This window comes from Pseudomonas sp. FBCC-B1565 (assembly GCF_059133265.1).
The window spans coordinates 2,409,935-2,422,121 of the sequence record NZ_CP101438.1; the positions used below are offsets into that span (position 1 = coordinate 2,409,935).

Below are 12,187 nucleotides of genomic sequence, written 5' to 3' on the forward strand. Positions count from 1 at the left end.
GGGGTACAGCTCCATTTACATGCGGAACACGCCGAAGCGGCTCGGCTCGATGGGGGCATTCAGCGCAGCGGACAAGGCCAGGGCCAGCACGTCACGGGTCTGCAACGGGTCGATCACACCGTCGTCCCACAGGCGCGCGCTCGAGTAGTAGGGGTGGCCCTGGGTTTCGTACTGGTCGAGGATCGGCTGCTTGATCGCCGCCTCTTCTTCGGCGCTGAACGCTGTGCCGGCGCGTTCAGCCTGCTCGCGCTTGACCTGCACCAGCACACCCGCCGCCTGTTCGGCGCCCATCACGCCAATACGCGCGTTCGGCCACATCCACAAAAAGCGCGGGTCATAGGCGCGGCCACACATGCCGTAGTTGCCGGCACCAAAGCTGCCGCCGATGATCACCGTGAATTTCGGCACCTTGGCACAGGCCACGGCGGTGACCAGCTTGGCGCCGTGCTTGGCGATGCCGCCGGCTTCGTACTTCTGGCCGACCATGAAGCCGGTGATGTTCTGCAGGAACAGCAGCGGAATACCGCGCTGGCAGGCCAGCTCGATAAAATGCGCGCCTTTTTGCGCGGCTTCGGCAAACAGAATTCCGTTGTTGGCCAGGATCGCAATCGGGTAGCCGTGCAGGTGGGCAAAGCCGCACACCAGGGTGGTGCCAAACAGCGCCTTGAATTCATCGAACACCGAACCGTCCACCAGCCGTGCAATGACTTCGCGTACATCAAACGGCTGCTTGGCGTCGGCCGGGATCACGCCGTACAACTCTTCACCGCTGTATAGCGGCGCGACTGGCGAGCGTTGCAGCAACTGGCCTTGTTTGCGCCAGTTGAGGTTAGCCACGCTGCGCCGGGCCAGCGCCAGTGCATGCTCATCGCTGTCGGCATAGTGGTCGGCCACGCCGGAGATCTTGCAGTGCACATCGGCACCACCGAGGTCTTCGGCAGTCACTACTTCACCGGTGGCGGCCTTCACCAGCGGTGGGCCGGCAAGGAAGATAGTGGCCTGGTTGCGCACCATGATTGCTTCGTCGGCCATGGCTGGCACATAGGCGCCACCGGCGGTGCACGAGCCCATCACCACCGCGATCTGCGGGATGCCTTGGGCGCTCATGTTGGCCTGGTTGAAGAAGATCCGCCCGAAGTGCTCACGGTCGGGAAACACTTCATCCTGGCGCGGCAGGTTGGCGCCGCCGGAGTCCACCAGGTAGATGCACGGCAGGCGGTTCTGCTCGGCGATGGTCTGGGCGCGCAGGTGTTTTTTGACAGTGAGCGGGTAGTAGGAGCCGCCTTTCACCGTGGCGTCGTTGGCGACGATCATGCATTCGACGCCTTCCACGCGGCCGATCCCGGCGATCACCCCGGCGGCCGGCACGTCTTCGCCGTACACCTGATGAGCGGCCAGTTGGCTGAGTTCAAGGAACGGCGAGCCCGGGTCGAGCAAACGATTGATACGTTCGCGCGGCAGTAACTTGCCGCGTGAGGTGTGCCGCTCCTGTGCCTTGGCGCCGCCGCCTTGCTGCACGTGGGCGAGCAAGGTGTGCAGGGCGTCGACCTGTTGGCGCATCGCCGCGCTGTTGGCGGCAAACTCCGCCGAACGCGGGTTGAGCTGGGTGTGCAAGGTGGCCATGGTGCGCTCCTTCAGCGGGTTTCGTTGAAGAGTTCGCGACCGATCAGCATCCGCCGGATCTCACTGGTGCCGGCGCCGATCTCATACAGCTTGGCGTCGCGCAGCAGGCGCCCGGCGGGGAATTCGTTGATGTAGCCATTGCCACCGAGAATCTGGATGGCATCGAGGGCCATTTGCGTGGCGCGTTCGGCACTGTAGAGGATCACCCCGGCGGCATCCTTGCGCGTAGTCTCGCCACGCTCGCAAGCCTGGGCCACCGCGTAGAGGTAGGCGCGGCTGGCATTGAGCTGGGTGTACATGTCGGCAACCTTGCCCTGGATCAGCTGGAATTCGCCGATGCTCTGGCCGAACTGCTTGCGGTCGTGGATGTAGGGCACGATCAGGTCCATGCACGCCTGCATGATCCCGGTAGGGCCGCCGGAGAGCACCACGCGTTCGTAGTCGAGGCCGCTCATCAGCACTTTGACGCCGCCGTTGAGTACGCCGAGGATGTTTTCTTCCGGCACTTCCACGTCATCGAAAAACAGCTCGCAAGTGTTGGAGCCGCGCATGCCCAGCTTGTCGAACTTGTTGCTGCGGCTGAAGCCTTTCCAGTCGCGCTCGACGATAAACGCGGTGATGCCGTGCGGGCCCTTTTCCAGGTCGGTCTTGGCGTAGATCACATAGGTGCTGGCGTCGGGGCCGTTGGTGATCCAGGTCTTGCTGCCGTTGAGTACGTAACGGTCGCCGCGTTTATCGGCACGCAGCTTCATCGAGACCACATCGGAACCGGCGTTCGGTTCGCTCATGGCCAGGGCGCCGATGTGTTCGCCGCTGATGAGCTTGGGCAGGTACTTGAGTTTCTGTGTGTGACTGCCGTTGCGGTTGATCTGGTTCACACACAGGTTGGAGTGCGCGCCGTAGGACAGCGCCACCGAGGCCGAGCCGCGGCTGATCTCTTCCATGGCCACCACGTGGGCCAGGTAGCCCAGACCGGCGCCGCCGTATTCTTCAGGCACGGTAATGCCCAGCAGGCCCATGTCGCCGAACTTGCGCCACAGGTCGGCGGGGAACAGGTTGTCGATGTCGATCTGCGCCGCACGGGGCGCGATTTCCTTGCCCACAAAGGACTGCACCTGGTCGCGCAGCATGTCGATGGTTTCACCGAGTGCGAAGTTCAGGGACGGGTAACTCATGGACAGGCACCTTAATGTGAGCATTGTTGTTGTGTGGATGCGGCGCCAGGGGAGGGCGCTCACCTTTACGTTAACGTAAGCTTGCGTTACGGCGCTGTCAATCGTAGTTTACGTTTACGTCAACCTACAAAAAAGACAACAGGGGTCGTTATGGATCAACCGAATCAGAGCTACAGCCGTGGCTCACAGGACAAGACCTTGCTGGCCATGACGATTGGCCAAGCCTTTGACCGAACCGTCGCGCAGTTTCCCGATGGTGAGGCCCTGGTGGTGCGCCATCAACAACGCCGCTACACCTGGCGGCAGTTGGCCGAGACGGTGGATTTGCATGCCCGTGCCTTTCTTGCCCTCGGCATGCAGACCGGCGACCGCCTGGGCATCTGGGCGCCTAATTGCGCCGAGTGGTGCATCAGCCAGATTGCCAGCGCCAAGCTCGGGGTGATCCTGGTCAATATCAACCCAGCCTATCGCAGCAGTGAGTTGGACTACGTGCTCAAGCAGTCCGGTTGCCAGTGGCTGGTGTGTGCTGGCTCATTCAAGAGCTCCGATTACCACGCCATGCTGCACGAGCTGAAACCGGACGTGCGTGGCCTTATCAGCCTGGATCCCAACCCGCCCGCGGGGTTCATGCCCTGGTCGCAACTGGCCGTGCTCGGGGCTGGCGTCCCGCCCGAACAGTTGCACAGCCGGCAAGCCAGCCTGCATTTCGACCAGCCGGTGAATATCCAGTACACCTCCGGCACCACTGGCTTTCCCAAAGGCGCTACCCTCAGTCACCACAACATCCTCAACAATGGCTACATGGTCGGCGAAAGCCTGGGCCTGACCGCGCAAGATCGCCTGGTGATCCCGGTGCCGCTGTATCACTGCTTCGGCATGGTCATGGGTAACCTGGGCTGCATCACCCATGGCACCACCATGATCTATCCGAACGACGGCTTCGACCCGCTGCTGACCCTCACCACCGTCGCCGAAGAACGCGCCACCGGTCTTTACGGCGTACCCACCATGTTCATCGCCCTGCTCGATCACCCACAGCTAGGCGACTTTGACCTGTCTACGCTGCGCACCGGCATCATGGCTGGCGCCACGTGTCCCATCGAGGTGATGCGCCGGGTCATCAGCGAACTGCACATGCGCGAGGTCCAGATTGCCTATGGCATGACCGAGACCAGCCCGGTGTCGCTGCAAACCGGAGCGGACGATGACCTGGAGCGCCGTTTGACCACGGTCGGGCGCACCCAGCCACAATTGGAAAGCAAGATCATCAATGCAGACGGCAACACGGTGGCGCTTGGAGAAATCGGCGAATTGTGCACTCGTGGCTACAGCGTGATGCTCGGCTACTGGAACAACCCCGACGCCACCCGCGAGGCCATCGACGACGCCGGCTGGATGCACACCGGCGACCTGGCGAGCATGGATGCCCAGGGTTACGTATGCATCGCCGGGCGCAACAAGGACATGATCATCCGTGGCGGCGAGAACGTGTACCCGCGAGAGTTGGAGGAGTTTTTCTTCACCCATCCGGCGGTGGCCGATGTGCAGGTCATTGGTATTCCGGATGCGCGCTACGGTGAAGCCATCGTCGCCTGGATCAAGTTCCACCCCGGCCATGTCGCCAATGAGTTGGAGCTGCAAACCTGGTGCAAGGGCCGCATCGCGCACTTCAAGACACCCAAGCACTTCAAGTTCGTAGAGGAGTTTCCAATGACGGTGACGGGCAAGATCCAGAAATTCCGCATGCGCGAGATTTCCATGCAAGAGTTGGGGGCAGGGCAGGAATAAATCCCTGAAAGCACAAAGGGGACCCGAGGGTCCCCTTTAATTTGTCGTTGCGTGCTCTTTTTTTATTATTGAGGGGCGGTCTATTGTTGTTTTTGGCAACCGTTACCCTTTACCGCTGTTTTTGGCGACCCCCATCCGGGGTCAAGAGCAAACGTATTTTTTTGAGCGCTGATCTGCTTCTTCGCGATCGATCCAACCAGTGGGCAGCTACCTGAGGTAGTTTTATTTTTCTCTGACCGGTTGCGGGTTTCGTCATGCCGTACCCTGCGAAGCACATCTTCTCCAAAAAAATCTGTTAGCTGCGTCTCTGCCGTATTGTTTTTGTTATATCAGAGTCGTTTCGTCTTATTTTTATTAGGTTTGGCGCTTTTTATTCTTGTTATGCCATAGAGATAGCAGAAGCCGTGCCAACTTTTTAAATTCCTTTAAAATCAATGAGTTGATTTTTGTGTGGGGTTTGGCCTACGGCAAATACGACAAAATATGTTCCCGTGTTACTCGACGTGTAGGCGTGCGGTAACACATTGTCACGGCTAAGCTACTCAACCGGCGTTACGCGCCTTGGCCACACGCGATCCTGTTGGCCGGCCCAGTACGCTGCTGATCTGCTGCCCCGCGCCAATCAATGCCTCAAGGTCGATACCGGTCTCGATACCCAGGCCGTTGAGCAGGTACAGCACGTCTTCGGTGGCGACGTTACCGCTGGCGCCCTTGGCATACGGGCAGCCGCCGAGGCCCGCGATAGAGCTGTCGAACACCGTGATGCCCTCCAGCAGGCTGGCGTAGATATTCGCGATGGCCTGGCCATAGGTGTCATGGAAGTGCCCGGCGAGCTTGTCCCTTGGCACCTGCGCCCCGACTACCTCGAACAGCCGCCGCGTGGCGCCCGCCGTACCGGTGCCGATAGTGTCGCCGAGGGACACTTCATAGCAGCCCATGGCATAGAGTTCCCGCGCAACGGCCGCGACCTGTTCCGGCGCGATCTCGCCTTCGTATGGGCACCCCAGCACGCAGGACACGTAGCCGCGCACGCTGACCCCGTGCTGCCTGGCCGCCGCCATGATCGGCGCAAAGCGCTCCAGGCTTTCACTGATGGAGCAATTGATATTGCGCTGGGAAAACGCCTCGGACGCGGCGGCAAACACCGCCACTTCCTTCACGCCCGCCGCCAGTGCGTCCTCGAACCCGCGCAGGTTCGGCGCCAGGGCACCATAGGTCACGCCGGGCTTGCGCTGGATCTGCGCAAACACCTCGGCGGAACCGGCCATCTGCGGCACCCACTTGGGCGAAACGAAACTGCCGACCTCGATATAGCGCAAGCCGGCTGCGCTCAATGCATCCACCAAGCGGACCTTGTCCGCCACGCTGATGGGTTGGGCTTCGTTCTGCAAACCGTCGCGCGGGCCGACTTCCACCAGGCGTACGTGTGAGGGGAGGGACATGGCGGTTACCTTCTGATCAGTGGTCGGCCTGGCGCAGGGTGTGGGCCAGGGCCTGAGTGCAGCGCTCTTCGGCGGTGTCGAGTTCCAGCTTCATCTGTTCGATGTCCAGCAGTTGCTGTTCCAGCTGCTCACGGCGCTCGGCGATTTTTGCCAGCATGCTGTTGAGCTGCACGTGGTTGCCGCTGGTGGGGTCGTAGAGTTCGATCAGCTCGCGGCATTCGGCCAGGGAAAAACCGATGCGCTTGCCCCGCAGGATCAGCTTGAGGCTGACCTTGTCGCGGGCCGAGTAGATGCGCTCCTGGCCCCGGCGTTCCGGGGCCAGCAGGCCTTGTTCTTCGTAGAAGCGAATGGCGCGGGTGGTGATGTCGAGCTCGCGGGCGAGGTCGGAGATGCTGTAGGTGGTGCTCATGGGGGCGCTCAAGGAGGTCTTGGCGTTAAGCTACTGGCAGGTTGACGTAAACGTCAAGGGTCGCTGCGCGACCCATCGGGGGCAAGCCCCCTCCCACAGGGCCGGCGCTTCAACCTCACGCCTGTTGTTTATCGAGTTTCTTCTCGTGGGCGGTGACCTGCTGGCACAACTCGATCATCTGCTCGCGCATCCAACGGTTGGCCGGGTCCTGGTCGGTGCTTTCGTGCCAGTACAGGTGGGTTTCCACCGGCGGCACGTCGTTGACCGGCAGGTTGAACCAGTGCAGTTCATGGCGGCGGGCGAAGCGCTCGGGCACGGTCATGACCATGTCGGTCTGCTGCAGCACCTGCGAGGCCATCAGGTAATGCTGGGAGCGCAGGGCGATCTTGCGCTGGATGCCCATCTTGCCCAGCGCCAGGTCCACATGACCCAGGCCGTTGCGGCGGCTGGAGATATGGATATGGGTCAGCGACAGGTAGTCATCCAGCGTGAGCTTGTCTTTGCCGGCCATGGGATGGCCCTTGCGCATGGCACACACGTAGCGGTCTTCCATCAGCTTGACGTGGCGTACCTGCGGGTCGGTGTTGAGCGGCGCATCCACGGCAAAATCCAGGCGCCCGGCGGCCAGTTCCTTGGTGGTTTCGCGGCGCTTGGACAGGAAACTCTCGATCACCACCGTGGGTGCCAGGCGGCGCAGGCGCTGGAACAGCAGCGGCAGGATCACCGCCTCGGTGAGGTCGGTCATGCTGATGCGGTAAGTCTTGGCCGCCTGCTGCGGGTTGAAGATGCGGCTTTCCTGCACCGACACCCGCAGCAACGACAGCGCATTGCGCACCGGGCCGATGATGTTCTGCGCCATGGGCGTCGGCACCATGCCCTGGGCGGTGCGCACGAACAGCGGGTCGTTGAAGGTCTCACGCAGGCGGGCCAGCGCGTTGGACACCGCCGGCTGGGTGATGCCGACAATCTGCCCGGCGCGGGTCAGGTTGGCTTCGGTGTAGATCGCATCAAAGACGATAAACAGGTTGAGGTCGACCTTGCTCAGATTCATTTCGCAGCGCTCTTATTGTTAGGTGGCCATACGTCGATCATATATCGGTGATGAATGTTAATACACGCCGAGAATAGGCTAGGTAAATTATCAACGCTGTTCTAGCATCGATTGCATGACCTAAACAACCTCTCAGAGAAGGGAGCTGCTCATGGATTTCGCCTATTCGCCCAAGGTTCAGGAACTGCGTGAACGTGTCACTGCGTTCATGGATGCTTACGTTTACCCGGCCGAGCCGGTGTTCGAACGCCAGGTCAGCGAAGGCGACCGCTGGCAGCCCACCGCAATTATGGAGGAGCTGAAAGCCAAGGCGAAAGCCGAAGGCCTGTGGAACCTGTTCCTGCCCGAATCCGAACTGGGCGCCGGCCTCACCAACCTCGAATACGCGCCACTGGCTGAAATCATGGGCCGTTCCCTGCTGGGCCCGGAGCCGTTCAACTGCTCCGCCCCCGACACCGGCAACATGGAAGTGCTGGTGCGCTACGCCAATGAAGAACAGAAACAGCGCTGGCTGGAGCCGCTGCTGCGCGGCGAGATCCGCTCGGCGTTCGCCATGACCGAGCCGGACGTGGCTTCTTCCGACGCTACCAACATGGCCGCCCGTGCCGAACGCCAGGGCGATGAGTGGGTGATCAACGGCAAGAAATGGTGGACCTCCGGCGCCTGCGACCCGCGCTGCAAGATCCTGATCTTCATGGGCCTGAGCAACCCGGATGCGCCACGCCACCAGCAGCACTCGATGATCCTGGTGCCGGTGGACGCTCCCGGCGTGAAGATCGTGCGCCCACTGCCGGTGTTCGGCTACGACGACGCGCCCCACGGCCACGCCGAGGTGCTGTTCGACAACGTCCGCGTACCCTATGAGAACGTCCTGCTTGGCGAGGGCCGCGGTTTTGAAATCGCCCAGGGCCGCCTTGGCCCAGGCCGTATCCACCACTGCATGCGCTCCATTGGCATGGCCGAGCGCGCGTTGGAGTTGATGTGCAAACGCTCGGTCAGCCGCACCGCGTTCGGCAATCCGCTGGCCCGGTTGGGCGGCAACATCGACAAGATCGCCGACTCACGCATGGAGATCGACATGGCGCGCCTGCTGACCCTGAAGGCGGCGTACATGATGGACACCGTGGGCAACAAAGTGGCGAAAAGCGAAATCGCCCAGATCAAGGTGGTGGCGCCGAACGTAGCGTTGAAGGTGATCGATCGCGCGATCCAGATCCATGGTGGTGCCGGCGTGTCCAACGACTTCCCGCTGGCCTACATGTACGCCATGCAACGCACCCTGCGCCTGGCCGACGGCCCGGATGAAGTGCACCGGGCGGCCATCGGCAAGTTCGAGATTGGCAAGTATGTGCCTAAAGAGCTGATGCGCAGCGGGCAGTAACAGCGGGTCGCCTGCATCGGGGGCAAGCCCCCTCCCACACTTGGATGTGTTCACAGATCAAAATGTGGGAGGGGGCTTGCCCCCGATGCAGTCGGATCAGGCAATGAAGCTCCATCAGTCCTCAGTAAACCCAAACCTCCACCCGCCGATTCTTGATCCGCCCTTCATCCGCCGTATTCGCCGCCACCGGCATCTGCGCGCCAAACCCACGGATATCGCGCAGCACCACGGCGTTCTTGACCAACTCCCGACGCACCGCCATCGCCCGCAGCTTCGACAGCAACGCGGCGCGCTGCGGGTCATCCTTGGCATCGCCAAAGCCCACCAGCGTCACCTGCTTATTTAACTTGTCGTGGTGTTTCAGATAGGCCACCACCCGCTGCAGATCCTGGCGCGCCTTGTTGTCGAGGCTGGCGCTGCCTTCTTCAAAGCGAAAATTCACCGTCAGGCGCTGGGCCTCGCGGGCGATGGCCTGGTAGTCCTCGGGCATCGACGGGCGCGGTTGCACGGCGATCGCCTGCACCTGCTGCGCAATAAACCCGTTGGCGGCCACAATCGCCTGGCCCTTGGTGCCCTGGGTAAAGTCCACCAGTGCCTTGGCCCACGGGTTACGCCCGGACGGCGGCAGGTAGAAAAACAACCGGCGTGACAGCGGGTAATCCTCGGTAGCAATCAGGCTGTTGAGCGGCAACATGGGCTGTGAGTCGCCGTCCACAATCGCCACCGCCTTGGCCTGGCGCACGTAGGGCAGGCCGATAAAGCCGATGCCCTGCGGGTCGTGGCTGACCGCATCGGACAGCTGCTCGCTGGACTCGAAGCGCTTGGCACCCGATGCAAGCGGCTTGCCACGCAAACGCAACACCAGTTCCTTGAACGTGTCGTAGGTGCCGGATTGATCATCCCGTGCGTACACATGAATGAGGCCGCCCACTCCACCCAGTGCCTCCCAGGTACTGACCTCACCATTGAAAATCTGCGCCAGTTGCTCGGTATTCAGCGTGTTCAACGGGTTCTGCGGGTGGAGGATGATCGCCAGGCCGTCGATGGCAATCACTTGTTCGGCTTCGGGGCTTTTCAGGTCGCCCAGGGGTTCAAGGTCGACCAGTTCATTGTCCTTGATCGGGCGAGACGAGGCGGCCAGATCGGCGCTGGCTTTTTTCAGCGCCGTGAACCCGGTGCTCGAACCATGGGCCGCGACTTCGATGGTCACGGTCTTGCCTTGGCGCGTCTTGCCGATCACACGCTGTTCATTGGCGCCTTCGCCCGGTTCGTTGTGCACCGCCTGCAAGCCCTGATGCTCCATCAGCCCCTTGACCAGTGCCGGGCCCAACGCCGCGCCAATGGTATTGGAGCCCTGGATGCGCAAAGCAGGGCCTTGATCAGGAACGGGCAGGGAGGCGGAAACGGCGAAGAGGGGAAAAACAGTCAGCAGTAACAGAACGCGCAGCCTCATGCCGGCACCTTCTCAAGCCAAAGGGGGTGCCGCGAGAATAAGTCAGACAGGTTGCATAAATATGACGTACGCGCCGCAAGGCTAAATGTGGGAGGGGGCTTGCCCCCGATAGCGGCGTGTCAGCTATAGATGGGCTGAAGACCCACTGCCATCGGGGGCAAGCCCCCTCCCACAGGGTGTGATCAGCTCAGTTCCAGCCAGATCGGCGCATGGTCGGACGGTTTTTCCAAACCACGCAGCTCGTAATCCACCCCGGCATCCTTGACCCGCGCCAACAGGCCATTGGAGGCGAGGATTACGTCGATGCGCAGCCCACGCTTGGGCTCGTCTTCAAAGCCCCGGCTGCGGTAGTCGAACCAGCTGAAGCGGTCGGCCACGTCCGGGTTGAGGTGGCGGAAGCTGTCCACCAGGCCCCAGTTTTTCAGGCGGGCCATCCATTCGCGTTCTTCCGGCAGGAAGCTGCACTTGCCGGTCTTGAGCCAACGCTTGGCGTTGTCGGCGCCGATGCCGATGTCGCAGTCTTCCGGGGAAATGTTCACGTCGCCCATCACCACCAGCGCCTGGTCGTTGCTGAACTGGCTTTCCAGCAGTTGCTGCAGGTCTTCGTAGAAGCGCTGCTTGGCCGGGAACTTGGTGGGGTGGTCGCGGCTTTCGCCCTGGGGGAAATAGCCGTTCATGATGGTAACTGGGTGGCCGTTCTCGTCGGCGAAGGTGCCCCAGATAAAGCGACGCTGGGCGTCCTCTTCGTCACTGGCAAAGCCTTTGTGCACGCTCAGGGCTTCCTTGCGCGACAGCAGGGCGACGCCGTAGTGGCCTTTTTGCCCGTGGTAGTACACGTGATAGCCAAGGGCCTGTACCTCAGCCAGCGGGAATTGGTCATCGTGGACTTTGGTTTCCTGCAAGCCGATCACGTCGGGCTGGTGCTTTTCAATCAGCGCCGCCAACTGATGTGGGCGGGCGCGCAGCCCGTTGATATTGAAGGAGACGATTTTCATGGTCGGCAGTCCGGTCTGGCAAAAGGGCGATGCTAGCGGACAAGTCGGACGGGGGCCAGCGTGGCGGTAGGGCACATGCACTGCTAATGTCTGGGAACGACTCGTGCTGTGTAGGTTCGTACCCATAAGAACGCTGCCTTTTGAGCCGCGCCCAGGGAGATTGACGGTATGCCGGACACTACAACTGCAATTGCTGAAATTCGCCTGCTCAACAGCGGCTATTCCCGCGAGGCCCGATCCCTGTTGTACCAGGCCTATCGGCACGAGCCGACCTTCGCCTACATCTTCGAAGCCGAGCGTCCTGGTTATGAACAACGGGTACGCGCCACCGTGCGCGAGTTGGTCAAGCAGCACTTCTTTCAGAAACTGCCGGCCATTGGTTTGTTCGTCAATGACCGCCTGATCGGCATCGCCCTGATCGCGCCACCGCAGCGGCGCCTGGGCATCACCGAGAGCTGGGCCTGGCAACTGCGCATGTGGCTGAGTACCGGCGTGCGCGGTACACGGCGTTACCTCGACTACCATCACGCGGTGCTGGCGTGCCTGCCCAGTGAGTCGGTGCATGTGCTGCCGTTGCTGGGCATCCACCCGCAATTCCAGGGCAAGCATTACGGCGAGCAGTTACTGGAAGCCGTGCACAATTGGTGTGCCGAAGACCCGCATTCGTCCGGTGTGGTGCTGGACACGGGGAATTCACGTTATCTGGAGTTCTATAAACGCCAGGGCTACGAGGAAATCGGTGAAGTGGCGGTAGGCCCGGTCCTCGAGCATGTGTTTTTCCATCCGAATCCGCAGTCGTTACATGCTGCAACGGCTTAATCCAGAATTATTCAGATAAATCCGAGTTCAAAGAGTCTCCCTTGCTCGTGT

10 protein-coding genes are annotated in these 12,187 nt (G+C 61.4%); 3 read left to right on the forward strand and 7 right to left on the reverse strand.

Features of this window, described 5'->3' with window-relative positions; translation table 11 throughout:
* Positions 1–15: 15 nt before the first annotated feature.
* Both NL123_RS11430 and NL123_RS11435 read right to left on the reverse strand, forming a co-directional pair.
* Positions 16–1,623, reverse strand: a complete 1,608-nt coding sequence (locus NL123_RS11430) for a carboxyl transferase domain-containing protein (RefSeq protein ID WP_494357793.1) — start codon at positions 1,621–1,623, stop codon at positions 16–18.
* 11 nt (positions 1,624–1,634) lie between these two features.
* A complete protein-coding gene (locus tag NL123_RS11435) occupies positions 1,635–2,798 on the reverse strand; it encodes an isovaleryl-CoA dehydrogenase (protein WP_494357794.1) in 1,164 nt (387 codons plus the stop codon).
* 150 nt (positions 2,799–2,948) lie between these two features.
* On the opposite strand from NL123_RS11435, the gene NL123_RS11440 reads away from it, so the two are divergent.
* Complete coding sequence (locus NL123_RS11440) at positions 2,949–4,586, forward strand: AMP-binding protein (RefSeq protein WP_494357795.1); 1,638 nt, start codon at positions 2,949–2,951, stop codon at positions 4,584–4,586.
* 542 nt (positions 4,587–5,128) lie between these two features.
* Here NL123_RS11440 and NL123_RS11445 read toward each other — a convergent pair.
* From NL123_RS11445 to NL123_RS11455, 3 genes are all read right to left on the reverse strand, one after another.
* Positions 5,129–6,028, reverse strand: a complete 900-nt coding sequence (locus NL123_RS11445) for a hydroxymethylglutaryl-CoA lyase (RefSeq protein WP_248482433.1) — start codon at positions 6,026–6,028, stop codon at positions 5,129–5,131.
* 16 nt (positions 6,029–6,044) lie between these two features.
* On the reverse strand, positions 6,045–6,437 hold the full coding sequence (locus tag NL123_RS11450) for a MerR family transcriptional regulator (RefSeq protein ID WP_071491993.1): 393 nt from the start codon (positions 6,435–6,437) through the stop codon (positions 6,045–6,047).
* Between the two features lie 115 nt (positions 6,438–6,552).
* The gene (locus NL123_RS11455) at positions 6,553–7,488 is read right to left on the reverse strand and encodes a LysR family transcriptional regulator (protein WP_071493460.1); all 936 of its coding nucleotides are present in this window, start codon (positions 7,486–7,488) and stop codon (positions 6,553–6,555) included.
* 151 nt (positions 7,489–7,639) lie between these two features.
* Here NL123_RS11455 and NL123_RS11460 point away from each other — a divergent pair, with 151 nt between their 5' ends.
* Complete coding sequence (locus NL123_RS11460) at positions 7,640–8,869, forward strand: acyl-CoA dehydrogenase (protein WP_494357796.1); 1,230 nt, start codon at positions 7,640–7,642, stop codon at positions 8,867–8,869.
* Positions 8,870–8,990: 121 nt separating this feature from the next.
* Here NL123_RS11460 and NL123_RS11465 read toward each other — a convergent pair whose 3' ends face one another.
* Positions 8,991–10,322 (reverse strand): substrate-binding domain-containing protein, encoded by a 1,332-nt coding sequence (locus tag NL123_RS11465; protein WP_494357797.1) that lies wholly within the window; start codon positions 10,320–10,322, stop codon positions 8,991–8,993.
* 182 nt (positions 10,323–10,504) lie between these two features.
* On the reverse strand, positions 10,505–11,317 hold the full coding sequence (gene xthA / locus NL123_RS11470; RefSeq protein ID WP_248482431.1) for an exodeoxyribonuclease III: 813 nt from the start codon (positions 11,315–11,317) through the stop codon (positions 10,505–10,507).
* Positions 11,318–11,485: 168 nt separating this feature from the next.
* On the opposite strand from xthA, the gene NL123_RS11475 reads away from it, so the two are divergent.
* On the forward strand, positions 11,486–12,136 hold the full coding sequence (locus tag NL123_RS11475; protein ID WP_058423870.1) for a GNAT family N-acetyltransferase: 651 nt from the start codon (positions 11,486–11,488) through the stop codon (positions 12,134–12,136).
* The last annotated feature ends 51 nt before the right edge of the window (positions 12,137–12,187 follow it).